This window comes from uncultured Methylobacterium sp. (genome assembly GCF_964251405.1).
Lineage (GTDB): Bacteria > Pseudomonadota > Alphaproteobacteria > Rhizobiales > Beijerinckiaceae > Methylobacterium.
In genome coordinates this window covers 1-24,526 of the sequence record NZ_CAXUJR010000050.1, presented here as the reverse complement: position 1 = coordinate 24,526, position 24,526 = coordinate 1, and the positions used below count along the sequence as shown (strand labels likewise).

The 24,526-nt window shown below is 67.8% G+C and carries 23 protein-coding genes, 1 tRNA gene and 1 riboswitch; of the genes, 8 read left to right on the top strand and 16 right to left on the bottom strand.

The features are described from left to right. A partial coding sequence (locus ACFE7U_RS10830) for a response regulator (protein ID WP_375409729.1) occupies nucleotides 1-351 on the top strand: 351 nt, incomplete at its 5' end. 142 nt (nucleotides 352-493) lie between these two features. Further along, nucleotides 494-4,549, top strand: a complete 4,056-nt coding sequence (locus ACFE7U_RS10825) for a PAS domain S-box protein (RefSeq protein WP_375409728.1) — start codon at nucleotides 494-496, stop codon at nucleotides 4,547-4,549. Nucleotides 4,550-4,612: 63 nt separating this feature from the next. On the opposite strand, the gene ACFE7U_RS10820 is transcribed toward ACFE7U_RS10825, so the two are convergent. The 11 genes from ACFE7U_RS10820 to ACFE7U_RS10770 form a co-directional block, all read right to left on the bottom strand. Then, complete coding sequence (locus tag ACFE7U_RS10820) at nucleotides 4,613-5,224, bottom strand: PRC-barrel domain-containing protein (RefSeq protein WP_375409727.1); 612 nt, start codon at nucleotides 5,222-5,224, stop codon at nucleotides 4,613-4,615. A 203-nt stretch (nucleotides 5,225-5,427) separates the two neighbouring features. Beyond that, on the bottom strand, nucleotides 5,428-5,964 hold the full coding sequence (locus ACFE7U_RS10815; protein ID WP_375409726.1) for a hypothetical protein: 537 nt from the start codon (nucleotides 5,962-5,964) through the stop codon (nucleotides 5,428-5,430). A 160-nt stretch (nucleotides 5,965-6,124) separates the two neighbouring features. Further along, entirely contained in the window at nucleotides 6,125-6,853 is a 729-nt protein-coding gene (locus ACFE7U_RS10810; RefSeq protein ID WP_375409733.1) for an amino acid ABC transporter ATP-binding protein, read from the bottom strand. Between the two features lie 46 nt (nucleotides 6,854-6,899). Further along, nucleotides 6,900-7,592, bottom strand: a complete 693-nt coding sequence (locus tag ACFE7U_RS10805; RefSeq protein ID WP_375409725.1) for an amino acid ABC transporter permease — start codon at nucleotides 7,590-7,592, stop codon at nucleotides 6,900-6,902. A 47-nt stretch (nucleotides 7,593-7,639) separates the two neighbouring features. Continuing rightward, on the bottom strand, nucleotides 7,640-8,362 hold the full coding sequence (locus ACFE7U_RS10800) for an amino acid ABC transporter permease (protein WP_375409724.1): 723 nt from the start codon (nucleotides 8,360-8,362) through the stop codon (nucleotides 7,640-7,642). Between the two features lie 104 nt (nucleotides 8,363-8,466). Continuing rightward, nucleotides 8,467-9,399 (bottom strand): amino acid ABC transporter substrate-binding protein, encoded by a 933-nt coding sequence (locus ACFE7U_RS10795; RefSeq protein ID WP_375409723.1) that lies wholly within the window; start codon nucleotides 9,397-9,399, stop codon nucleotides 8,467-8,469. 351 nt (nucleotides 9,400-9,750) lie between these two features. Then, nucleotides 9,751-10,368: a bifunctional 4-hydroxy-2-oxoglutarate aldolase/2-dehydro-3-deoxy-phosphogluconate aldolase gene (gene eda / locus ACFE7U_RS10790; RefSeq protein WP_375409722.1), complete on the bottom strand. Its 618-nt coding sequence runs from the start codon at nucleotides 10,366-10,368 to the stop codon at nucleotides 9,751-9,753. Nucleotides 10,369-10,432: 64 nt separating this feature from the next. Beyond that, nucleotides 10,433-12,256, bottom strand: a complete 1,824-nt coding sequence (gene edd / locus ACFE7U_RS10785; RefSeq protein WP_375409721.1) for a phosphogluconate dehydratase — start codon at nucleotides 12,254-12,256, stop codon at nucleotides 10,433-10,435. A 177-nt stretch (nucleotides 12,257-12,433) separates the two neighbouring features. Then, nucleotides 12,434-12,520, bottom strand: a tRNA-Leu gene (locus ACFE7U_RS10780). Between the two features lie 34 nt (nucleotides 12,521-12,554). After that, complete coding sequence (locus ACFE7U_RS10775; RefSeq protein ID WP_375409720.1) at nucleotides 12,555-13,745, bottom strand: FAD-dependent monooxygenase; 1,191 nt, start codon at nucleotides 13,743-13,745, stop codon at nucleotides 12,555-12,557. 15 nt (nucleotides 13,746-13,760) lie between these two features. Further along, nucleotides 13,761-14,027, bottom strand: a complete 267-nt coding sequence (locus tag ACFE7U_RS10770; protein WP_375409719.1) for a zinc-finger domain-containing protein — start codon at nucleotides 14,025-14,027, stop codon at nucleotides 13,761-13,763. Between the two features lie 171 nt (nucleotides 14,028-14,198). Between ACFE7U_RS10770 and map the strand changes: the two genes are divergently transcribed. The 6 genes from map (at nucleotide 14,199) to ACFE7U_RS10740 (ending at nucleotide 20,216) form a co-directional block, all read left to right on the top strand. After that, nucleotides 14,199-15,026 carry a type I methionyl aminopeptidase gene (gene map, locus ACFE7U_RS10765; protein WP_375409732.1) on the top strand — a complete coding sequence of 276 codons (828 nt, stop codon included), beginning with the start codon at nucleotides 14,199-14,201 and terminating at the stop codon, nucleotides 15,024-15,026. Between the two features lie 31 nt (nucleotides 15,027-15,057). Beyond that, nucleotides 15,058-15,777, top strand: a complete 720-nt coding sequence (gene radC / locus ACFE7U_RS10760; protein WP_375409731.1) for a DNA repair protein RadC — start codon at nucleotides 15,058-15,060, stop codon at nucleotides 15,775-15,777. A gap of 205 nt (nucleotides 15,778-15,982) precedes the next feature. Next, nucleotides 15,983-17,422, top strand: coding sequence for a circularly permuted type 2 ATP-grasp protein (locus tag ACFE7U_RS10755; protein WP_375409718.1), 1,440 nt, complete (start codon nucleotides 15,983-15,985; stop codon nucleotides 17,420-17,422). Between the two features lie 98 nt (nucleotides 17,423-17,520). After that, on the top strand, nucleotides 17,521-18,465 hold the full coding sequence (locus ACFE7U_RS10750) for an alpha-E domain-containing protein (protein WP_375409717.1): 945 nt from the start codon (nucleotides 17,521-17,523) through the stop codon (nucleotides 18,463-18,465). A gap of 134 nt (nucleotides 18,466-18,599) precedes the next feature. Continuing rightward, nucleotides 18,600-19,427, top strand: a complete 828-nt coding sequence (locus ACFE7U_RS10745) for a transglutaminase domain-containing protein (protein WP_375409716.1) — start codon at nucleotides 18,600-18,602, stop codon at nucleotides 19,425-19,427. Between the two features lie 39 nt (nucleotides 19,428-19,466). Beyond that, nucleotides 19,467-20,216, top strand: coding sequence for a peptidase (locus ACFE7U_RS10740; protein ID WP_375409715.1), 750 nt, complete (start codon nucleotides 19,467-19,469; stop codon nucleotides 20,214-20,216). On the opposite strand, the gene ACFE7U_RS10735 is transcribed toward ACFE7U_RS10740, so the two are convergent. The 5 genes from ACFE7U_RS10735 to ACFE7U_RS10715 form a co-directional block, all read right to left on the bottom strand. Beyond that, entirely contained in the window at nucleotides 20,195-20,875 is a 681-nt protein-coding gene (locus ACFE7U_RS10735) for a thiamine phosphate synthase (protein WP_375409714.1), read from the bottom strand. The genes ACFE7U_RS10740 and ACFE7U_RS10735 overlap by 22 nt on opposite strands. Continuing rightward, nucleotides 20,872-21,663: a thiazole synthase gene (locus ACFE7U_RS10730; protein WP_375409713.1), complete on the bottom strand. Its 792-nt coding sequence runs from the start codon at nucleotides 21,661-21,663 to the stop codon at nucleotides 20,872-20,874. The genes ACFE7U_RS10735 and ACFE7U_RS10730 overlap by 4 nt, the downstream gene beginning before the upstream one ends. 3 nt (nucleotides 21,664-21,666) lie before the next feature. Then, a complete protein-coding gene (thiS, locus tag ACFE7U_RS10725) occupies nucleotides 21,667-21,879 on the bottom strand; it encodes a sulfur carrier protein ThiS (RefSeq protein WP_375409712.1) in 213 nt (70 codons plus the stop codon). Then, a complete protein-coding gene (thiO, locus tag ACFE7U_RS10720) occupies nucleotides 21,876-23,057 on the bottom strand; it encodes a glycine oxidase ThiO (RefSeq protein WP_375409730.1) in 1,182 nt (393 codons plus the stop codon). Before thiO ends, thiS begins: the two co-directional genes overlap by 4 nt. A gap of 96 nt (nucleotides 23,058-23,153) precedes the next feature. Further along, nucleotides 23,154-23,284, bottom strand: a riboswitch (TPP riboswitch). A 66-nt stretch (nucleotides 23,285-23,350) separates the two neighbouring features. After that, on the bottom strand, nucleotides 23,351-24,526 hold a 1,176-nt coding region (locus tag ACFE7U_RS10715; RefSeq protein ID WP_375409711.1), incomplete at its 5' end, for an adenylate/guanylate cyclase domain-containing protein.

Below are 24,526 nucleotides of genomic sequence, written 5' to 3'. Positions count from 1 at the left end.
GAAACCCTCTCGGCGATGCTGAAGGCGTTCGGCTTCACGGATGTGCGATGCGCGACCGATGGCGCCGCCGCCTGGGAACTCCTGCGTCGGCGGCCTTTCGGGCTCGTCATCTCTGACTGGAACATGGCGCCCATGAGCGGGATCGAGCTGCTTCGCCTGATCCGTGCCGATCCCGGCCTCGGCCATGTCCAGTTCCTGATGCTCACGGCCAATGCCCGATCGGCCTCGCGGATCGCGGCTGCCGATGCCGGCGTCGACGGATTCCTGGTGAAGCCTTTCCGGCCCGATGCCCTGGCGGGCAAGATCCGCGATGTCCTTGCGGTTAAGCCGCAGCTCGATTGGGCCGGCTGACGGAGTAGCGGTGCGGCCGTCGGCGGTCCAACAGGCCTGGATCTGTCGCACGTGACCGTTCGGGCAAATGACGATAGCGTCGCGTGTCCCCTGCAAGGTTGATCGACGCGCCGGGCTGAGGCGGCGTCTGGAGCCCGAACGCTTGCCCGCTACACCTCCGGTCCTCACGCGGCGGCGATCTCTCTCGACCGCGACCGTCATCACGCTCCTGGCGATCATCCTCGTCGTGCTCATCGGCGCCGGGCAGATCGCCCGATCGCGGGCCGTCGCCCTCGCGACGGCCTCGCAGCAGGCCCAGAACCTCGCCAACGTGCTGGCGCAACACGCTTCGCGCACGATCGAGAGCGTCGACCTGATCCTCACGGGCGTTCAGGAGCGACTGCGCAATCCCGACCGCGCCGAGCTGACGGAATTCCTGGAAAGGCGTGCGGCGACGCTGCCGCAATTGCACAAACTTCAGGTCATGAACCCGGAGGGCGACTGGATCTTCGATTCCGCCGGTCCGCATGCACCACGGAGCAGCGCTGACCGTGCCTATTTCAACTGGCACCGGCAGAACGAGGAACAGGTTCTCCACATCGACGTCCCGATCACGAGTCGTTTCGGAGACGCCACCGTCATCCCGCTCTCTCGACGGCTGTCGAAAGCCGACGGGAGCTTCGATGGTGTCGTCAGCGCGACCCTGCTCGCCGATCACTTCCGCGCCTTCTACGACAGCATCAAGATTGGCCAGGACAGTGCGATCGGCCTGTGGCTCGGCGACGGTCGTCTGCTGGTTCGGGAGCCGGTCCCCTCCCCGACAATGACCCGCGACATCTCGGGCGGGCGCCTGTTCACGCAGTCTCTCCGTCAGGCTTCATCCGGCGTGCTGTTGACGCCGGCGTCCACGGTCGATGGCCTCGCACGGATCGTCGGCTTCCAGCGCCTGGATCGGTCTCCGCTCGTGGTGACGGCGTCGGTCTCGATGGACGACGCGCTGGCGGCATGGCGGTACGACGCTATCCTGCAGGCCGTCGTCATGGCGATTGCAACCCTCGCGCTCGGCGCGCTCGCCGCCGGCCTCGAACGGCGAAATCGCCGCATCGCCGCGAGCGAGCGCATCTCCGAAGAGACCCGGGCCTTGTTCAAGGGCCTCTTCGCGAACGCCACCGACTGCCTCTACGTGTACCGCATCGAGGAAGATGGCGGCTTCCGTCTGGAGACCTGGAATCCTGCCGCTGCGGCGGCGCGTGGCGTGGAGCAGGACGCCGCGCAGGGCAGGCCGTTGCCGGATATCGTCGGCCCCGAAGAGGCCGCGAAGGTGTCGACGGAACTCACGCGCGCGGTTGCGACCGGAGGATCGGTCCGGAGCGAAGACCAATCCGTAGTCGGTGGCGAACGCAGGATCTGGGACGTCATCCACGTACCGCTTCGCGATCCGCACACCGATCGGATCACCCGGATCTTCGTGGGCTCCCGCGACATCACTCACTTGAAGTCCGCCGAGGCCGAGGCGCGTGAGGCGAACCGGCTGCTGATGCTGGCCGAGCAGGTGGCCGAGATCGGACACTGGCACGTCGCGCTGCCGTCGCGGGCGTTGACTTGGTCCGACGGGATCTACCGCATCCACGGTCTCGATCCGGCCGCCTTCACGCCGACAGTCGAAGCCGCCGTCTCGCTCTATCACCCGGCCGATCGAGCCGCCGTGACCGCCCACATCGAGCGGGCAATGGAGAGCGGCGTCGATTTCGCCTTCGAGCTGCGCATCGTGCGTCCCGATGACAGCATCCGGCATGTCCAGGTCCGCGGCTTCTGCGAAGCGTCCACCGGCGACGGGCCGGAGTGCCGCACGCTGTTCGGCGTCTTCGCGGACATCACCGAACTGAAACAGGCCGAGCGGGCACTGGCCGAGAAATCCGCTCTGTTCGAGGCGACCCTGCACAGCATGAACCAGGGTCTCCTGATGATTGCCCCGGACGGTACCGTGCCGGTCGCCAACGGTCGGGCGCTCGCGCTCCTCGGCCTTCCCGCTGAGCTGATGGCGCTCCGCCCGACCTACCGCGCCCTACGCGAGCACATGCGCGGGACGGGAAGCTGGGGGCAGTCGATCGAACATGCGAATTACTGGTATCTTGACCAAGACAGGCGGACCACAGACTTGATCTCCGAGCGTCGGCGGTCCGATGGGAGCGTGATCGAGATCCGGTCCCTGCCGACGCATGACGGGGACGGTTACGTCCAGACGATCACCGATATCACCGAGCCGCGGCGGGCGGAGCAGCGCCTGCGCGACAGCGAGGCGCGCTATCGGCTGCTGGCCGATCACACGTCGGACCTGATCGTCCTCGGCGACGTCCACGGGACGCCGACCTACGTCTCCCCGGCGGTGACGAGAATCCTCGGCTACGGCGTCGCGGAGGTCATGCAAGGCGGACTGATCGACGTGACGTTGGAGGAGGACCGTTCGCTACTCACGGCCGGCCTCCGGGCTCTCAACGCGCAGAACCCGGCTGGCTCGGTGGTCTACCGGATGCGTCACAAGGCCGGGCGCGACGTCTGGATCGAGGCGGCGTTCCGCTGGGTCGAAGAGGACGGTATCGCGCAGATCGTGATGGCCCTGCGCGACGTGACCCTGCGTCAGCGTCAGGCGAAGCATCTCGAACAGGCCAAGATCGCCGCCGAAGCCGGGGCACGCATCAAGACCGAATTCCTGGCCAATATGAGCCACGAACTCCGCACCCCGCTCACCGGGATGCTCGGCGTCCACGACCTTCTCAAGAGCGATCCGACCCTGAGCCCGGCCCAGGTCCGGCTTGTCGGCCTCGCCCAGGAATCCGGCCGTTCGCTCCTGACGATCGTCAACGACATCCTCGACTTCTCGAAAATGGAAGCCGGGGAGCTCACGATCGATGCGGTCCCGTTCGGCATCCGTGCCCTCATCGCGAGCTGCTGCGAACTCGTGGCGGAGTCCGCGCGCGATCGCTACCTGACCCTGAGCACCGATATCGCCCCGGACTTGCCTGACGCGTTCGTGGGCGATCCGGCGCGGCTGCGCCAAGTGCTTCTCAACCTCGCCACCAACGCCATCAAGTTCACGCCATCGGGCACTGTGACCATCACGGCCCGCTGGCTGGACCGGGATGGCCGGCAACGCCTGCGTATGGAGGTGATCGATACGGGGATCGGTATCGCGGCCGACAAGCTGCCGCGCCTGTTCCAGCGCTTCAGCCAGGCGGACGGATCGATCTCCCGGACCTATGGCGGAACCGGGCTGGGTCTCGCGATCTCGCGGCGGCTCACCGAGCTGATGGGCGGACAGCTCGGGGTCGTCAGCGACCTCGGCGCTGGCTCGACCTTCTGGTTCGAGGTGCCCCTCGACCTTCAGGTCGCGGGCCAAACGGACAGCCGCTCGACCGGAGCGGTCGCGCCCGCGCCGCGCACCTACAGAATCCTGTTCGCGGAAGACAACCCGGTCAACCAGGAGATCATCGCGGCGGTCCTCCGGCGGAAGGGCCACGCCGTCGAGACCGTGAGTGATGGGGCCGCGGCGGTCGCCGCCGTCGAGGCCGACGCGGCCCTCGACATCGTCCTGATGGATGTCCAGATGCCGGGACAGGACGGACTGACCGCAACCTCCCTGATCCGCAGCCGCGAAGCCGCGACGGGTCGCCGACGCCTGCCCATCGTCGCCCTGACCGCCAATGCGCTCGCCGACGAGGTCGCGCGCTGCCGGGAGGCCGGCATGGATGCCCACGTCGCCAAGCCGGTGGATTGGACAGAGCTGTTCGCCGTGATCGATCGAATCGTCTGGGACACCGTGGATTCGGGTGCCGTTCAGTCGGATCGCGCAGCCGTTCTCGATGACGACACGCTGGACATGCTCACCGAGATCCTCGGTCGCCACCGTATTCCGGCCCTCCTCTCGGCGTTCGTCGACGACCTGCGGCTGCGTATCGAGCGGCTGAGGGATCCGGGTGCGACCTGTCAAATCCTGCGGGAGAATGCACACGCTCTCATTTCCCTCGCCGGACAACTCGGCTTCATCGAATTGTCCGGACTCTGCGCTGAGCTTGAAGAGGAAGCCGAGGAGGGTGCCGGGCTCGATCGACTGCCCGAGTTGAGCGCAGCCGCCGACCGAGCAATCGACGCTGCCGGGCAGGCTCGCGATGCCCTCAAGAGTGAGCGCGTGAGCCCACCTCGGCGGACCGCGTCCGGCTGAGGCGATCGTGCAGACCCAGAGACCCGCTATTGTTGCCTCAGCCAGGCGGCTGCGGTGGGGAGGTCAGGGCCGATAGGCCGGTGCCGCCTGCAGCGTCGCCTTCGTCTGCCGGATCTCGGCACGGACTGGACCGCCACCTGTTCCTGCGACCGGCACCGTCGCCGTGCCGCGGGATTGATCCTTGGCGGCGGCCGATCCCGTGGCGTCGTTGACCGCTCCGCCACGCTTCTCGTCAATGGTTGCCAGAACGTCGTTCGAGACCTGGGCACCGGGCATGGTCTGCGGACCTGACGTAGCGGCCGCCTCCCCGCTCGGTGCGTTGGCGGGTGCCGTGCTGGAACGGGACGTCGTTCCACTTCCGGCTTCGCCCATGTTCCAGACGATCTGGTCGAAGGGGACGGCGATCCGCTTTTCCCCGATGCCGAGGAAGCCGCCGACGCCGACCACGACGGCTTGAGCGCGGCCGCTTGCATCGATGATGATCTCCTCGGTCCGACCGATCCGCTCGTGATCCATCCCGCTGACCTCGACACCAACGAGCTTCGAGGCACGCAGGCCACCGGGCGGCGGCTCGGTCAGGAAACCCATCGCCCCGGGATTCGGCTGGGCAAATGCCGGAGCGACGCTGAAGGCTAGCGACAACAGGGCGACGGCGCTTTGGGTGGATCGGTTCATGGTATCCTCCGGGGCCGGCTTTGACCGGCGGCGAGCCCGATTCAGGCTCGCGCGCGGATTGGGGACCGGCCTAGACGGGACCCGGCCAAGCACGGCCGGAGCGAAGGCCGGCCGGCCTCCACCCACTCAACGGTCTCAGGACCGCGACGGTTCAGAAGACCTTCGACGAGGGCCGTGAGGCTCCTCGTGCGCCGTGAACTCCCTCAGCGAGCCGCGTCGAGGAACTTCAGGTCGAGAGCCGCCAGGGACATCAGCGGTGCCGGCATGACGACGCCGGCTCGGCGCATCCCGCGAGCCGAGGCCTGACAGGCAGCGATATCATTCGCGTTGATCGCCGCGTCCGCCTTCTCGACCTCTTCGGGCGCCGGTTTCTTGGGCGGAGGCGCGGCCGGAGCGGCGGGCACTGCCGCAGGGGCAGCAGCCTGCGTCTGAGGAGCTGCACCGGACGGGGCTGCGGCGTTCTGAGAAGCGCCCTGAGGTCCGGCCGCGCCCGGGCCGCCATTGGGAACGGGACCGCTGAGGCCGGCCGACTTCTGCGGTTCGCCGCCGGCAGGTGGTGTCGCGACCGTACCGCCTGGATTCGGCGCCTGAACGGCGCTCTGCGTGCTCGGCGCGGCGGCCGGAGCGGGGGCGGGCGGCGGATGCAGGAAGGCGGCGAGTTCCTTGCAGATATTCGCCGGAACGCCCGCCCCCGTCGTCGCCTGTGCCGAGACGGCGGTCGGCAGGAGAACGGCCGTCACGAGTAGAACAGCAGAACCCAGAGCCCGCATGATACGCTTCTCCCGCTGCGGCACCGTGCATCCGGAGCTCGCCAATACCGCATCATGTCAGCCGCTGCGGGACGCCGGTGTCAAGGGTGGAACGGCGCCCCGAAGACCGGACCCTGCGCGGCCAGCAGCTTCAGTGCGCCAGGATCTTCGACAGGAACGTCTGGGCGCGGTCGGAGCGCGGCTTGTCGAAGAAGTCGTCCTTGCTGGCATCCTCGACGATCTCGCCGCGGTCCATGAACACAACGCGGTTGGCGACCTTGCGGGCGAACCCCATCTCGTGGGTCACCACCATCATGGTCATGCCTTCCTTGGCGAGCCCGACCATGACGTCGAGCACCTCGCCGACCATCTCCGGATCGAGGGCCGAGGTCGGCTCGTCGAACAGCATCACCACCGGGTCCATCGACAGGGCTCGGGCGATGGCGACCCGCTGCTGCTGGCCGCCTGAGAGCTGGCCCGGAAACTTCGCGGCATGAGCCGAGAGCCCGACCCGCTCGAGAAGCTTGAGGCCGCGTTTCCGCGCCTCGTCGTTGGGCCGTCCTAGCACCTTGCGCTGGCCCAGCGTGAGGTTGTCGGTGATCGAGAGATGGGGGAACAGCTCGAAATGCTGAAACACCATGCCGACGCGCGCGCGCAGCTTGGGCAGGTCGGTGCCCTTGGCTTGGACGCCGATGCCGTCCACCGTGATGTTGCCCTTTTGGATCGGCTCCAGGGCGTTCACGGTCTTGATCAGGGTGGATTTGCCCGAGCCGGACGGGCCGCAAACCACCACGACCTCGCCCTTGGTCACCTGCGTGGTGCAGTCCTTCAGGACCTGGACCGGCCCGTACCACTTGCTGATGCTGTTGATCGCGATCATCGGCGCTGTGGCCGTCGGCGAGGCGGAAGCGGACATGGGGGTGCCTTCAGCGGATGATGGCGACACGACGCTGAAGGCGCCGCACGAGGGTCGAGGCAGTCAGGCAGATCACCAGGTAGACCAGTGCTGCGAAGATATACATTTCTACGAGACGCCCATCGCGTTGGGCGACCTTCGAGGCCGCGCCCATGAAGTCGGTCAGCGAGATGACGTAGACCAGCGAGGTGTCCTGGAAGAGCACGATGGTCTGGGTCAGAAGCAGCGGCAGCATGTTGCGGAAGGCCTGGGGCAGGATGACCGTGGCCATGGTCTGGCGGTAGGTCAGTCCGATCGCCTGGGCGGCCGCGGTCTGTCCCTTCGAGATCGACTGGATGCCCGCGCGCATGATCTCGGAGAAGAAGGCGGCCTCGAACAGCGTGAAGGTCACGAGGGCCGAGGTAAAGGCGCCGACCGAAATGGGCCGTGAGGCTCCGGTCATCCATTGCCCGATATAGGGTACCAGGAAGTAGAACCAGAAGATCACCAGCACCAGCGGCAGCGAGCGCATGAAGTTCACGTAGATCTTGGCCGGGATCGCCAGCACGGCGATGCCGGACAGGCGCATCATGGCGATGAGCGTGCCGAGGATGATGCCGCCGGTTGCCGCCAGCACCGTCAGCGTGACGGTGAAGACCATGCCGGTCCCGAAAAGATACGGTAGCGACCCGAGGACGACCTTGAAATCGAAATCCGAGAACATCGGCTAACCCCGGATCACGATGACGGTTGATGAGGTGACGCTGGACATCACCGCGAACCCGGCACGGCGACGCGGGTTTCGAGCTTGCCCGCCAGGGTCACGATCAGGAGGCTGATGAGCAGGTAGATCACGGTGGCGGCCGTGAAGGCCTCGAACACCTGCGAGGAGAACTCCTGCATGGAGCGAGCCCGCGCCGTGAGTTCGAGGAGGCCGATGGTGAGGGCGACCGAGGTGTTCTTGAGATTGTTCAGGAACTCGGAGGTCATCGGCGGCAAGATGACCCGGTATGCAATGGGAAGGATCACGTACCGGTAGGTCTGTGCCGTCGTCAGGCCCAGCGCGGTGCCGGCCATCTTTTGTCCGCGCGGCAACGATTCGATGCCGGCGCGGACCTGCTCCGCCACGCGCGACGCGGTGAAGAAGCCCAGGCAGATCACCGCCGTGTAGAACGAGGCGTTCGGCAACTGCTTGAGCCAGTTACCCCAGTTTTCGGGCAGCACCTCCGGCATGACCGAGTACCAGAGGAACAGCTGGACCAGGAGCGGAATATTGCGGAACAGCTCGACGTAGCCGGTCCCGATCGCGTTGGCGGTCTTGCTCGGCAGCGTCCGCATCACGCCGATGATGGAGCCCAGCGAGAAGGCGATGATCCAAGAGCAGAGTGCGGTCGCCACCGTCCACTGCAATCCCGACAGGAGCATGTCGGCGTAGGTGCCGGTTCCCTCCGGGGACGGCTCGAAGAAGATGCTCCAGTTCCAGTTGTAGTTCATCGGCTAGGGCATGTTCTTCTGTGACGAGGGAAGGCATTGCGGGCCATGATTGCCATGAACGAGGCGGACCGCCTCCGGATCTCCGGAGACGGACTGCCCTGCGTTCAGTAGGCTGCCGGGTCGGCGCTGTCGCTCGGATTGCTGAAGGCCTTCACCATGGGCTCGCTCATGGGCAGGTTCAGGTTGATGCCGCGCGGCGGGATCGGCTTCGTGAACCACTTCTCGTAGAGCGCCTTGCCCTCGGGGCTCTTGTAGATCGCGGCCGTCGCATCATCGACGACCTTCTTGAACGACGCGTCGTCCTTGCGCAGCATAATCCCGTAGGGCTCGGGCGCCGACAGCGCCTCGGACGAGATCGCGTAGGCTCCCGGGTCCTTCGATCCGGCCGCCAGCGAGGCGAGCAGGACGTCGTCCATCACGAAGGCCACGGCGCGGCCGGTCTCGACCATCAGGAACGCCTCGGCATGGTCCTTGGCCGGCAGGATCGTGAGGCCGAGGCTGCGCGCCGTATTCACCTCGTTGATCTGCCGGATATTGGTGGTGCCCGACGTCGACGTCACCGTCTTGCCCTTGAGATCCTCGATCTTGTCGAGCTTGGCGGTCTTCTTCGCTACGAAGCGGGTCGCCGTGAGGAAGTGCGTGTTGGTGAAGGCCACCTGCTTCTGACGGTCGAGGTTGTTCGTGGTCGAACCGCATTCGAGGTCGACGGTCCCGTTGGCGATGAGCGGGATGCGGGTCGCCGAGGTCACCGGGTTGAGCTTGACCTCGAGCTTCGACAGCTTGAGGTGGGCTTTGACCGCATCGGAGACCTTATTGCAGATCTCGAAAGCGTAGCCGACCGGCTTCTGGTCGCCGTCGAGGTAGGAGAACGGCACCGAGGCGTCGCGGTAGGCGATGGTGATTGCGCCCGATTCCTTGATCTTCGCAAGGGTCCCGGTGAGGTCCTGCGCCTGTGCCGACCCGGCGGCAACCGCGGCCGTGAGGCCGAGCAGCATCGCGACGGGACGGCGCCGATGGCGCTGATGACTCGTATGCATCGGCAAACTCACTCCTGGATGATGACTTTTTTGACCCGGCATCGCTGCCTAGCGGGAGCTAGCTTATCAGCGGTCGGGCGGGCCGCAAGTAAAGGTCTTGGCCATACCGCTTTTTGCACTGGGCAAGATCCGCGCTCACGGCCGTCGAGGATCCCGGCCATTCGGTTAGCCCGGTGCACGGAGCGTGAGCCTATCGACGAAACCCTGACCGGAGAAGCACCGTTCTCGGGCAGTCACGCCGACATTTGTCGCCGGCATTGCCCGTCCCGTGTGCATGCCGGTATTCGCTTCGGCGTGCTAGCCAGCCGTTGCGAATGCGGCGTCGATCACAAGCGCGACGATCTAGGTGCCCTAGGCCGGACGCAGGCGCGCTGCTGCCTGTGCGGCTCGCAGGATCGCAGCGGGATCCGGCGCACCGGCGGGAACCACCCAGCTTCCACCGACGCAGAGGACGGGCTTGAGCGCCAACCAGTCCGGGGCGGTCGCCTCCGTGATCCCGCCGGTAGGGCAGAACCGGACCTCGCCGAATGGGCCGGCCAGCGCCTTCAGGGCCTTGATGCCGCCCGCCGCCTCCGCGGGGAAGAACTTGAATCGGTCGAGGCCGTGGTCGAGGCCGCGCATGATGTCGGCGGAATTGGCGATGCCGGGTAGGTAGGGAACGCCGCTTGCCACGGCCGCCCTGGTGAGCGGGTCGGTGAGACCGGGACTCACGATGAAGCGGGCACCGGCTCTCATCGCCGCGTCGAGGTCCCTCGCGTTAAGGACGGTGCCGGCCCCCACCACCGCACCCTCGACCTTCGCCATCTCGCGGATCACCTCGAGCGCTGCCGGCGTGCGAAGGGTGACCTCGAGGGCGCTGAGCCCGCCCTCGACCAGCGCCCGCGCGATCGGCTCGGCATCGCGGACATCCTCGATGACGAGGACGGGGATCACGGGCACGGAGCGCATCAGGGCGTCGATGGTGGTCATGGGCGATATCCTCGATCGGTCGAGACCGGTGCCTTCCCGCTTAAGGAGACGGATCGAGCGTGGATTACAACCCCGCCGCAGCCAGCATCGCCGATGCGCCCTGCTCGGCCCCGTCGGCGCCGTGGCGCATGAACGCGAAAAGCTCGCGGCCGGTGCCGAAGGCCGGCGATGGCGCAGTGGCGTCGTCGCGCATCGCCCACTCGTCCGGATCGACCAGGGCCTCCAGGCTCCCGGCTTCCGCGCTCAGGCGCACGATGTCGCCGTCGCGCAGCTTCGCCAGCGGCCCGCCGCCCAGAGCCTCGGGACTGAGATGGATCGCCGCCGGGACTTTGCCGGAGGCGCCCGACATCCGCCCGTCCGTCACCAGGGCGACCCGAAATCCGCGGTCCTGCAGCACGCCGAGCTGCGGCGTCAGCTTGTGCAGCTCCGGCATGCCGTTCGCCTTCGGTCCCTGGAACCGCACCACCACCACCACGTCCCGTTCCAGCTCGCCCGCCTTGAAGGCGGCGAGGACGTCGTCCTGGTCGTCGAAGACCCGGGCTGGAGCCTCCACCGTCCATCGCGCCGGATCGACGGCGCTCGTCTTGAACGTCGCCCGGCCGAGGTTGCCCTTCACCAGCCGCATGCCGCCATCGGCCTTGAAGGCGTTGGCGGGCGCCCGCAGGATCGACTCGTCGTGGGAATGGTCCGGCGCATCCTCGAAGACCAGTTCATCCTCGATGAGCTTGGGGTCGCGGGCATGGTCGCGCAGCCGCGTGCCGGCTACGGTGAGGATGTCATCATGCAGGAGCCCGGCATCGATCAGGCTGGCAATGACGAAGCTCATGCCGCCGGCGGCGTGGAAGTGATTCACGTCGCCGGAGCCGTTCGGGTAGACCTTGGCGACCTGGGGCACCACCGCCGAGAGTCGGTCGAAATCCTCCCAGTCGAGGACGATCCCGGCCGCGCGGGCCATCGCCGGCAGGTGGATGGCATGGTTGGTCGACCCGCCCGTGGCGAGAAGCCCGACGACGGCGTTCACGATGGCCTTCTCGTCGACGCAGAGCCCCAGCGGCCGGTACTCGTTGCCCTGCGCGCCGATGGCGGCCAGGCGATGCACGGCGGCGCGGGTGACCGCCTGGCGCAGCTTCGTGCCCGGATTGATGAAGGAGGCGCCGGGCATGTGCAGGCCCATCACGTCCATCATCATCTGGTTGGAATTGGCGGTGCCGTAGAAGGTGCACGTCCCGGCGCCATGATAGGAGGCGGACTCGGATTCGAGCAGCTCATCGCGCCCGACCTTGCCCTCCGCATAGAGCTGGCGGATGCGCTGCTTCTCCTTGTTGGCCAGACCAGAGGGCATCGGCCCGGCCGGGATCAGGATCATCGGCAGGTGGCCGAAGCGCAGGGCCCCGATGATCAGGCCGGGCACGATCTTGTCGCAGATGCCGAGCAGGGCCGCGCCGTCGAACATGCCGTGGCTGAGCGCCACCGCCGTCGAGAGCGCGATGGTGTCGCGCGAGAACAGCGATAGCTCCATCCCGCGCTGCCCCTGGGTGACCCCGTCGCACATGGCCGGGGTGCCTCCCGCGACCTGCGCGGTGGCGCCGACCTCGCGGGCGAACAGCTTGATCTGCTCGGGGTAGCGCCCATAGGGCTGATGCGCCGAGAGCATGTCGTTGTAGGCGGTGACGATGGCGATGTTCATCGCCCTCCCAGCCTTGATCGCCGGCTTGTCCTCGCCCGAGGCGGCGAAGCCGTGGGCGAGGTTGCCGCAATTGAGCATTGGCCGGTGGACGCCGGATTCCCGCTCCCGCGCGATCAGGTCGAGATACGCGTGTCGCGTTGGCCGCGAGCGCGAGACGACCCGTTCGGTGACGGCGGCGACCTCGGGATGAAGCTCGGTCATGGCTGTCCTTCGGTGTGGTTCAGGCGGCGCGATGGACCCGGCGCCGGGCGTGACGACGAACCAACGCGCGGCACCCGCCGAGAGTGTCGAACGGCGTCGATGGTGAGCAGGTTTCGCGCCAATGCTCGGTCAACCTCAGCTGCGGGGAACCGGCTCGATATTCTTGGACGCGACGGCTGGTGCGGACGGCGGGACTCGAACCCGCACAGCCTTTCGGCCGCAAGATTTTAAGTCTCGTGCGTCTACCGGTTCCGCCACGTCCGCATGGACCTTGCGGTAGCGGCGACAGCGGGCGAGATCAAGCCTTGCCCGCCGGCGTCCAACCATAGAGCCAGGCGTAGCGCTCGCTCATGCGGGCCGGGCCGAGGCGGCGCATCACCACGTTGCGGGCGAGGCGCGTCAAGCCGCCGGCATGGTAGGTGCGGCCGTTGCCGCGGGCGGCGTCGCGCACCTTCCGGACGCGGGGAGCCCGGGCACGGGCATAGGCGTCGAGGGCGGCCGGCACGTCGCCTTCGGCGAGCGTATGGGCCAGGACCGCCGCGTCCTCGATGGCGAGCGCCGCGCCCTGCGCCAGGAACGGTAGGATGGGGTGGGCGGCATCGCCGATCAGCGCGATCCGCCCTAAGGCAAGGGGCCGTGCCGCCGGCCGGTCGACCAGGGACCAGACCAGCCAGGAATCGGGAATCGCCAGCAGGGCCGCGAGCGGCGGCGAGGCCTCGTGGAGGCGGGCTCGCAGCACCGCCGGCTCGCCGAGCTGGCCCCAACCCTCGCTCCCGAGCTTTTCGGGGATCACCGCCACGACGTTGATCTGCTGACCGCGGGCGATCGGGTAATGCACCACATGGTGCCCGCGTCCGAGCCAAAGTCCGGTCTCGTCGCCCTGCAACGCGTCGGGAGCGGCCTCGCGCGGCACCACGGCCCGCCAGGCGGCCTGTCCGCAGGGCCGGAGGGGCTTGGCGTCGAGATGCTCGCGCAGCCGCGAACGGACGCCGTCGGCGCCGATGGCGAGGTCGGCCTCGAAGCTGTCGGTGCGCGCACCATGCCCGCTCTCGAGGGTCAGGCGCACCCCGCCTTCGGTCTCCGCGAGGCCGACGACCTCGCGCCCGACCATGAGGCGGATGCCGCTGCGGGCGCGCACGGCGTCGAGGAGCATCGTCTGAAGCTCGGCCCGGTGGATGACGTAGTAGGGCGCGCCGAACCGCGCCTCGAACGGCGAGCCGAGCTCGACCGCCCCAAGCGCCTTCCCATTCGCGAAGTCGCGCACCGCGACACACGGCGGCGCGTTGGCGGACCGGCGCAGGGCACCGCCGAGGCCGAGGCCGATCAGCACCCGGCTGGCGTTCGGGGACAGTTGAATGCCGGCCCCGACCTCGCTGAACCCCGTGCGCCGCTCGATCAGGGTCACGGCGTGGCCGGCCGCATCGAGGGCGAGGGCCGCCGTGAGGCCGCCGATCCCGGCTCCGACGATGGCGATGGTTCGTTGCGTCACGGACGGTCCTCGCCCCTACGCGGCGACCCCGCTGGCGACGCCGACCTGGTCGACCCAGACGCATTCGGCCGGCTCGGCCTGGCCGGGCTTGAGGCTGGCGCGCAACCGGAAGAGCGTCGAGCAGTACTGGCAGATGGTCTCCTCGTCGGCGCCCATGTCGAGGAAGACGTGCGGATGGTCGAAGGGCGGCTTGGCGCCGATGCACATGAACTCCTTCGAGCCGACATGGATGACCGGCACGCCGAGGTCGTTGTGGAAATGCGGTTTGCCGAGATCAGCCATCGCGCCGTCCTGCCCGTCGGGGTCCGCCGGCCGGACCCTCGATCGTCTCAAGGTCTATCCGCTCGACACGGGCAATCCTAGCCCACAAGCGGGTTGGCGCAGGCGCCGGCGCATCCTACACTGCGTCCCAGACACGCGCCGCGGCCCCTGAAGACGTTCGAACAACCGATGATGCAGCAGGATCAAGCGAAGGCCGAGACCGGCCGTCGCGTACCCGAACCTCCGATCTATGGGCCGGAAGGCTTCGCGGGCATGCGCCGCGCCGGGCGGCTGACGGCGGAGGCCCTGGACCTGCTGATGGAGGCGACGGTGCCGGGGGTGACCACGGAGGCCCTCGACCGCCTAGCCTTTACCTTCGCCATGGACCACGGCGCCTATCCGGCCTCGCTGCTCTATCGCGGCTATCCGAAATCGATCTGTACCTCGATCAACCATGTCGTCTGCCACGGCATCCCCAACGACAAGCCTCTTCGCAAGGGCGACATCGTCAACCTCGACATCTGCCTCATCCTCGACGGCTGGCACGGCGATTCGAGCCGGATGGCCTATGTCGGCGAAGTGCCGCGCAAGGCCGCGCGCCTGTGCGAGATCACCTACGAGGCGTTGATGCGCGGCATCGCGGCGGTCAGGCCAGGCCGGACCACGAGCGACATCGGCCGAGCGATCCAGACCTACGCCGAGGCCGAGCGCTGCACCGTGGTGCGCGATTTCTGCGGCCACGGCCTCGGCCGTTCCTATCACGACGCGCCGACCATCCTGCACTACGTCGAGCCGAGCTACGACGTGATGCTGCGTCCGGGCCAGTTCTTCACCATCGAGCCGATGATCAATCTCGGACGGCCAGCCGTGAAGGTGCTCTCCGACGGCTGGACGGCGGTGACGCGGGACCGCTCCCTGTCGGCCCAGTTCGAGCACACGGTGGCAGTGACCGAGACCGGCGCGGAGATCTTCACCCTGTCGCCCAAGGGCCTGCACAAGCCGGTCGACATCGGCGCTTGAGGGCGCGCCGGTGAAGCCGAGCCGGCCAGGCCTGCCGCTCGCCATCGGCGAGCCGTCGCCTCACCAGGCGCCGGAGGAGCCGCAGCACTATCACGGTCATCGCGAGCGCCTGCGCGCTCGCTTCGCCCAAGGCGGCGCCGACGCGCTGCCCGATTACGAGCTTCTCGAACTCGCCCTCTTCCGCGCCATCCCTCGGCGGGACGTGAAGCCGCTGGCCAAGGCGCTGATCCGCCGATTCGGCAGCTTTGCCGAGGTGGTGAGCGCCGAGCCGGCACGCCTCGCCGAGATCGAGGGCGTCAGCGCCGGAGTCGTCGCCGACCTGAAGCTGATCGAGGCGGCGGGGCATCGTCTGGCCCGCGGCGCGATCGCGGCGCGCCCCCTGCTTTCGTCATGGGCGGCGCTCCTCGACTATTGCCGCGCCACCATGGCCTTCTCGGCCCGCGAGCAGTTCCGGATGCTCTTCCTCGACAAGCGCAACCATCTCATCGCCGACGAGGTCCAGGGTCGCGGCACCGTCGACCACACACCGGTCTATCCGCGCGAGGTCGCGCGCCGTGCCCTCGAACTGTCGGCGACCGCAATCATCCTCGCCCATAATCATCCCTCGGGCGATCCTTCGCCCTCGGCAGCCGATATCCGCATGACCCGCGATATCGTCGCCGTCCTCGATCCCCTCGGCATCGTCGTCCACGACCACCTCATCCTCGGTCGGGACGGACATGCCAGCTTCAAGGGCCTCAAGCTGATCTGAAACCTGCGCCCGAGGCAGGACCGTTGGCGGAACCGAAAGCTCAACCTGGGGTTCGTCCCTGGTCTGCGCGGTGGAGATCGCCGTGCATTCGGCTAGGATGACGACGACTGCTCCGTCGGTGCTTCGTCGGCGAAGTCCCGCAAGGCTCGCGCCCGGTCGGTGGCGCGCCTCTTGCGATGATGCGGACGGTCAAGGGGAGGCGCGAATGGCGCTCGTTGCGTACGACGAGATGAACGGCTTGGCCGTGGACGGCATGAGCCCCGCGGCGGTGCGCGAAGCCTATAGCAGCCTCAAATCCTGGCTCGAGACTACGCCGCCCGAGCATTTCAACACCCGCCGCAGCCAGGCCGAACTGCTGTTCCGGCGCATCGGCATCACCTTCGCGGTCTACGGCGCCAACGAATCTACCGAGCGTCTGATTCCGTTCGACATCATCCCGCGGGTCATCACCAAGCCGGAATGGAGCTTCCTGGAGCGCGGCCTGAAGCAGCGCGTCACCGCGATGAATGCGTTCCTGAAGGATATCTACAGCGGCCAGGAATGCATCAAGGCCGGCATCATCCCGGCCGACCTCGTCTATCGCAATCCACATTACCGTATGGAGATGCGGTCCTTCTCGGTGCCGCACGACCTCTACGTGCAGATCGCCGGGATCGACATCGTCCGGACCGGCGAGAACGACTTCTTCGTGCTGGAGGACAACGCCCGTACGCCGTCGGGTGTCTCCTACATGCTCGAGAATCGCGAGGTGATGCTGCGGCTCTTCCCCGAGCTGTTCTCGCGCCACCGCGTCGCGCCGGTGGAGAATTATCCGGACGCCCTCCTGGCGACACTGCGCAGCCTCGCGCCGTCGACCGCCACCCGTGACCCCACCGTCGTGCTGCTGACACCCGGCCGGTACAACTCGGCGTTCTACGAACACTCGTTCCTGGCCGACAAGCTCGGCGTCGACCTCGTCGAGGCGTCCGACCTCTTCACCAAGGACGACGTCGTCTACATGCGCACCACCGAGGGACCGCGCCGGGTCGACGTGATCTATAGGCGTCTCGACGACGACTTCCTCGATCCGCTCGTCTTTCGCCCGGACTCGGTGCTCGGCGTGCCCGGACTCATGAACGCCTACGAGCGCGGCACGGTCACGCTAGCCAACGCGGTCGGCACCGGCATCGCCGACGACAAGGCGGTCTATACCTACATGCCGGACATCATCCGGTTCTTCACCGGCGAGGAGCCGATCCTCCACAACGTGCCGACCTATCGCTGCCGCGAGAAGGATGCCCTGGCCTACGTCATGGACAACCTCGCAGACCTCGTGGTGAAGGAGGTCAACGGATCGGGCGGCTACGGCATGCTGGTCGGCCCGCATGCGAGCAAGCGCGAGATAGACGATTTCGCGCGCAAGCTGCGCCATGCCCCGGACGGGTTCATCGCCCAGCCGACGCTCTCGCTCTCGACCTGTCCGACGTTCGTCGCCTCCGGCGTCGCCCCTCGCCACGTGGATCTGAGGCCGTTCGTGCTGTGCGGAGCCGACGAGATCCGCATCGTTCCCGGTGGCCTCACCCGCGTCGCCCTGAAGGAGGGCTCGCTGGTGGTCAATTCGAGCCAGGGCGGCGGCACCAAGGATACCTGGGTGCTCGACGCCTGATGGCTGACCGAACGCCTTCGACTGCCTGGGTTTCAGGCAGGCCCATCGCAACCGCCGGTCACACGATAGGGTGCCGGTCCGCCCGATAACGGACGCCCATGCTCTCCCGGACTGCCGACAACCTGTACTGGCTTTCCCGCTACGTTGAGCGGGCCGAGTTCGTGGCTCGCATCCTCGACGCGGCCCATCGGCTCGCGGCGCTTCCGTCTAGCTATGGCGGCGGCGAGACCAACGAATGGGCCTCGGCACTCGCCTCGGCCGGCGATCCGGAGGTGTTCAAGCCGCTCTACGGCGGAGTGAACGAGGCCACCGTCTGCAACTTCCTGGCCTTCAGCCCGCACAACCCGTCCTCGATCCGCTCCTGCATCGAGACGGCTCGCGAGAACGCCCGGAGCGTGCGAACCGCCCTCACCACGGAGATGTGGGACGCGATCAACGGCGCCTGGCTCGAGCTGCGCAACTACGAGGGACGCGATCTCAACCGCGAGGAATTCTCGCACTTCCTCGACTGGGTGAAGGGCGTGTCGCTCGCCTTCGACGGCTCGGCCTACCGCACGATGCTGCGCAACGACGCCTACTGGTTCACCCGGATGGGCACGGCCATCGAGCGCGCCGACAACACCGCCCGCATCCTCGACGTGAAGTACCGCATCCTTCTGCCCGACACCGAGCGGGTCGGCGGCAGCCTCGACTATTTCCAGTGGACCACGATCCTGCGCGAGGTCTCGGCCTTCAACGCCTATCACTGGGTCTATCGCGAGAGCGTCAAGCCGCTTCTGGTCGCCGACCTCCTGATCCTGAACCGCCAGATGCCGCGCTCGCTGGCCAATTGCTACGGCATGCTCGTCGAGCATCTCGACCTCGTCGCCGACGCCTACGGCCGCCGCGGCGCCAGCCAGCGTCTGGCCAGCAACACCCTGGCCCGGCTGGAGGGTGAGAACATCGAACGGGTCTTCAACTCGGGCCTGCACGAATTCGTCACGGCCTTCATCGCCGAGAACAACCGCCTCGGCGCGGCGGTCATCGAGCAATATCTGGTATAGGGTCGGGGCTTGAGCATCGGCCCAAAAAGTGGAGCCCGGTTTTTGGAAAAGCCGATGCAGGAACAAGATGCTAGATCATCGAACCGGATGTGAGTCCGGTCCAATGATCCAAGCCCGCGCGACGAGGTCCCCGCATGCGCATCCGCGTCTTCCACGAGACCCAGTACACCTATGAGCACCCTGCGCGCGGCTTGATCCAGGTCCTGCGGCTCAGGCCCTGCGACCACGATGGGCAGTATGTGCGGCGGTGGCGGATCGAGCCTTCGGTGGATGGACGCGTCAGCGAGCGCGAGGACGGTTTCGGCAACATCGTCCACTGGTTCACCGCCGACGAGCCGGCCGATTCGCTCTCCATCCGCGTCACGGGCGAGGTCGATACCAACGAGATGCATGGCGTGGTTCGCGGCACGATCGAGCGCCTGCCGGACGTGTTCTATCTTCGCGATTCCGACCTCGCGACGGCCAATCCCGAGATTCAGGAGTTCGCGAAGACGGTGGCCGCCGATGGCGATCCGACGCCGCTGTCGCAATTGCACCGGCTCATGGCGGCGGTGCATGACCATGTCGACTACACCCCCGGCCCGGCCAGCGCGAGCACCACCGCGGCGCGCTCCTTCGAGGCGCGCAAAGGGGTCTGCCAGGACCATGCCCACATCTTCATTGCCGCAGCCCGGTTTTTGGAGATACCGGCTCGCTACGTCTCGGGCTACTTCCATCGCGCCGACGGCGTCGTCGACCAGGAGGCCGGGCATGGCTGGGTCGAGGCCCTGGTGCCCGATCTCGGCTGGGTCGGGTTCGACCCGGCCAACGGGATCGCGACGACGGAAGCGCATATCCGCGTCGCCATCGGCCTCGATTACCTCGGTGCCGCGCCGATCCGCGGAAGCCGCATGGGCGGCGGCACCGAAACGCTCGACGTGACGCTGCGTGTCGAGCAAGCACAGGCCTCGGTCCAGTCCTGATTTCGGGGCGGCCCGGGACGATTTGAGGGAACCGGGACAGTGACCTATTGCGTCGGGCTCCTCGTCGAGGACGGGCTCGTGATGATCGCCGACACCCGCACCAATGCGGGGCTCGACAACATCTCGACCTACCGCAAGCTGCACCACTTCAACGTGCCGGGCGAGCGCGTGATGATGCTGGCTTCGGCCGGCAACCTCTCCATCACGCAATCGGTGCTGAGCATGCTCGCCGAGGGCGTGGACGACAGGGACGGCGAGGCGCCGCAGACCATCCTGCAGCAGCCGAGCATGTTCAAGGCAGCGCAACTGGTCGGGCGGGCGATCCGCCGGGTGCGGTCGATCGAGCGGGAAGGCTTCGAATCCGCCAATCTCAGGATGGACGTGTCGTTCCTGTTCGGAGGCCAGATCGGCGAGGGGACGATGCGCCTCTTCATGATCTACTCGGCCGGCAACTTCATCGAGTGCAGCCGCGACGCGCCATTCCTGCAGGTCGGCGAGCACAAATACGGCAAGCCGATCCTCGACCGCGCCGTGAAATACGAGACCGACCTGTACGACGCTTTGAAAGTGGGCCTCGTCTCGATGGATTCGACGATGCGGTCGAATCTCGGGGTCGGGCTTCCCATCGACATCGCGGTCTCGCGGGTCGGCTCCCTCGATACCGAGGTGAACTACCGGATCGAGGCGGGCGAGAGCTACTTCCACGATCTGCGCGAACGTTGGTCTGCCGCGTTGCGCGCGGCGCATCGCGCGATCCCGCGGCCTCCCTACGGGCCGTCGGGGCGCTGAGCCCAGCCATCGAGGAACGCGGCCGCCGCACGTGCCGGATCGGTCGCGCGCATCACGCCGCCCATCACTGCGATCCCGGCTGCGCCGGCGTCGCGGCAGTCCCCTGCGTTGATGGGTGTGATGCCGCCGAGAGCGATCACCGGCATGCCGAACGCCGATGCGGCGCGCAGGGCAGCGGTGCCGAGCGCCGGGCCGTAGCCCGGCTTGCTCGCGGTGGGGAAGACCGGGCTCAAGGTCGCGTAGTTCGCGCCGGCCTTCGCGGCGACCTCGATCTCGCCGAGAATGTGGGCGGAGGTGCCGACGATGCCGTCAGGCAGGAGATCGCGCGCGCGCCTGATCGCATCGCCCGAAGTGCCGCCGGGAAGGTGTACCCCGTCCGCACCGATCTCGGCGGCGAGGGCGGCATCGCCGCCCAGGCTGAACGTTCCGCCGCCGGCATGAACCCGTATCATCACCGCGATCGCCAGGGTTCTGCGGGACGCCTCATCCATGTCGCGCTCGCGGAACCAGACCCAACCGGCGCCCCCGGCGAGGACGGCGTCGATCGTGGCGAGGAGCAGGTGTCGGGCATTGACGCGCGGGGCACCCTCCCCCGCAGAGGGTACAGGGTTGGCAAGACGGTCCGTCACCACCAGAAGCGGCGACGGCAGCGCCCTCACGAGCCGACGAGCCCGAGCTGTGGGCTCGACGGCTCCGCCCTCCCCCTCCGCGGGATGCGCCCGGCGAGATGCGCCTCACGACCGGCCTCGACAGCGAAGCGCATGGCCCGGGCCATCCGCACCGGGTCGTCGGCTTTGGCCACGGCCGTGTTGAGGAGGCATCCGGCCGCCCCCAGCTCCATTGCGACGACGGCGTCCGAGGCGGTGCCGATCCCGGCATCGACGATGACGGGGACTCCGGCACGCCGGCAGATCAGTTCGAGGTTCGCCGGGTTGGCGATCCCCATGCCCGATCCGATCAGCGAGCCCATCGGCATCACCGCGGCGCAGCCGATATCCTCCAGGCGCTGGCAGGTGACAGGGTCGTCGTTGCAATAGGGCAGCACCACGAAGCCGTCGTCCACCAGGTGGCGGCAGGCGGCGATCAGCTCCGCGACGTCCGGATAGAGCGTCTCGCGGTCGCCGATGACCTCGACCTTGATCCAGCTCGTATCGAGCGCTTCGCGGGCGAGTTCGGCGGTGAGGATCGCGTCGCGGGCGGTCTCGCAGCCGGCTGTATTGGGCAGGAAGCGGTAGCCCTTAAGCCGCCGCACCGTGTCGGAGCCGTGGCCTTCGAGCGAGACGCGCCGGATCGAGGCGGTGACCACTTCGGCGCCGGAGGCCTCGACCGAAGCGGCCATGATGCTCTGCGTCGGGTAGCCGGCTGTGCCGATGAACAGCCGCGACGTCAGGCTGACGCCCGCGATCACCAGAGGACCGCCTCCCGGGTGCGTTGCGTGTGCGTTCATGGCCTACCCTCCCTGCATGGCGCGGACGATCTCGATGCGGTCACCGTCGCCGAGCGGCGTCTGCGCCCAGTCGCGACGTCGCACCACCCGGCCGTTCAGCGCGATGGCGACGCCCTGGGGACTCTCGACGCCAGTCTCCTCGGCCTCGATCTGGAACAACGCTTCGATGTCGGACGCCTCGCATTCGCGCGGCGTCCCGTTGATGGTGAGCTTCATGCGGAGGCCCTGACACGGGAGGTGGAAAACCGGGCGAGGCCGAAATCGCGGGCGAAGGCCGGCATCTCGCCCGTGCCGACGAAGGCAGTCACGGCGTCGGCGGTGGCGGGGGTGAGCAGGTAGCCGTTGCGATGATGGCCCGTGGCGACGACGAGGCCGGGTGCCAGCTCATCGACGATGGGAGCGTCGTCGTCGGAGGTCGGGCGATAGCCGCTCCACACCGCCGACACCTCCATCTCCTCGATGCCCGGCATGACCCTTCGGGCGCCTTCCAACAGCGCATAGAGCCCACCCGCGGTGAGGCCCTGGCGGAACCCGCAATCCTCCACCGTGGCGCCGACGATGAGGTCGCCGTCGCCCTTGGGCGCCATGTGGACCTGCTCGGTCCAGACCATGCGGCTCAGCGTGCCCGTGCGGGCCGTGGTCTTGAGGGACAGTGCCTGGCCCTTGATCGGGCGAACCGGCAGCGCGAGCTCGGCCGGCAGGAGGCCGCCTTCCCCGCTCCAGGCGCCGGAGGCGAGGATGACGGTCTCGGCCGCGACACCACCTCGCGCCGTGCGGACCCCGCAGACCCGGCCGCCGGCCCAGTCGAGGGTCTCCACCGCGCAGGGGGCCACGAGGGCGACGCTGGCCCTGCGGCAGGCTCGGATCAGGGCCGCCATGACCCTGGGCGGATCGACCTGATGGTCGTCCTCGCACAGGATCCCGGCGGTGACGGAGGGGCGAAGGATCGGCTCGCGCTCGCGGACCTCGGGGCCGGTCAGCCAGCGGGCGCGAATGCCGGAGCGTGTCTGGAGCCCATGCCGGAAGCGAAGGCGCTCGACCTCGTCACGGCCGATGGCGAGCACGAGCGTGCCCTGCATCCGGTAGTCGATATCGAGGCCCGAAGCCGCTTCCAGCGCATCGCGAAAAGCCGGCCAGCGGGCGAGGCTGTCCAGCGCCAGCGGCAACAGCGGGTCCGAGCCAGGCTCGTGCTCGGCCGCCGGCGCCAGCATGCCGGTCGCGGCGAGACTGGCCCCCGCGCCGACCTCGGCGCGTTCCAGCACCAGGACCGAGCGCCCAGTCCCGGCCAGCCGCCAGGCAATCGAGAGGCCGATGATTCCGGCCCCGACCACGACGATATCGGCATGTTCGGGCAAGCGGACCGACGGCCAGGCTTCGCCGGTCGCGCGCCGCATTCCGAGGGTGGTGGGCAGGTCTGCCAAACGTCTCTCCGCGTCGGACGGCGGAGACTGGTGTCCATCCGCTCCCTATCGGAGCAGGCCGGGCCGATCTCGAGACCCGCGGTCCAATCCCTACGCCGGTATGAGCCGGTTCAGGTTCGAAGGATTTCCGCGCCGCTCGTCCTCGACGGACAAGCTCATCGGTGTCTCAGCCCCTTGTCGGGGATCTCCCTGGAACACCATCGATGTGGCCCTGCGGGGCCGCCGGGTCAATCCCCCGGTTCAGGCCGCCGGTTCACGCCCCCAGTTCAGGCCGCCGGCCTGCGGGCCGGGCGATACACCGCCATCGGCTCGGCGAAACCGTCGAGGGCATGGTGTCCCAGCGGTTCCGGGTGGCCCCACAGGAAGTCGACGAACGGCTTCGACATCAGCAGCGGTTCGCCCAGCGTCCGGTTCAGCCGGGACAGCCGGCTCGCCAAGTTCACGTCGCGGCCGATCACCGTGAAGTCGAGCCGGGCGCCCGAGCCGACATTGCCGTAGGCCGCCTCGCCGTGATGCAGGGCGATGCCGGCCTCAACCGGTGTCGTGAAGCGCCCGAGCGCGTTGGCCTCGTCGAGGGCCGAGAGCGCGCTCTGCGCCGCCGTCAGTGCGCCCTTAGCGGCTGTGCCGAGGTCGTCGCCGCGCTCGCGGAAGATCGCCAGCAGGCCATCGCCGAGATATTTCAGCACCTCCCCGCCTTCGCGCTCGATCGCCGGCACGAGGCAATCGAAGAAGATGTTGAGGAGCGTCACCGCCTCCTCCGGCGTCAGGTCGGCGGAGATGCGGGTGTAGTCGCGCATGTCGGCGAACAGGATCGCCGACCGGATGCGCCGGACCTGGCCGCGGCGAATGTCGCCGGCAAGGATCGCGGTGTGGGGCTCGTCACCGACATAGATGCGCAGGACCTGGTCGAGGGTCTTGTTGACGATGCGCATCTCCATCACCGCCGCCAGCGTCGGCATGACGAAGCGCAGGATCGCAATGTCGTCGTCGCGAAACCCGTCCTTGGCCCGGGTTGCGAAGGTGATGCCGTTGCGGCTGCCGTTGGTGAAGAACAGCGGCGCCACGATGTAATGCGTGTAGCCCCCGGCCTTCAGATCCGGAATCACGGAGTATCGGTCGTTCGCCACCTCGGACAAATCGAGGATCAGCCATTCCCCGGTCTCGTGGACGGTGAAGAAGGGGCTCTCGCGATAGGCCTTGTCGGAGGCCTCGCCATGCGGAAACAACCGCACCGACGAGCCTTCCTCCGGGGTCCAGTAGCGGCCGACGCCGGAATATTCGGAGTGCAGCGTATCGATCGCCGTCGTGGCCCGGTCGATCGGCACGCCGAGTTCGATCAACCGCTCCGACAGGCCAGCGACGAGATCGTCGGCCTTGGGGAGCCTCGCACCCTCGCTGAGCAGCCAGTCGCGCAGGGCGACGCAGGCCTGGAGCGCGCCGAA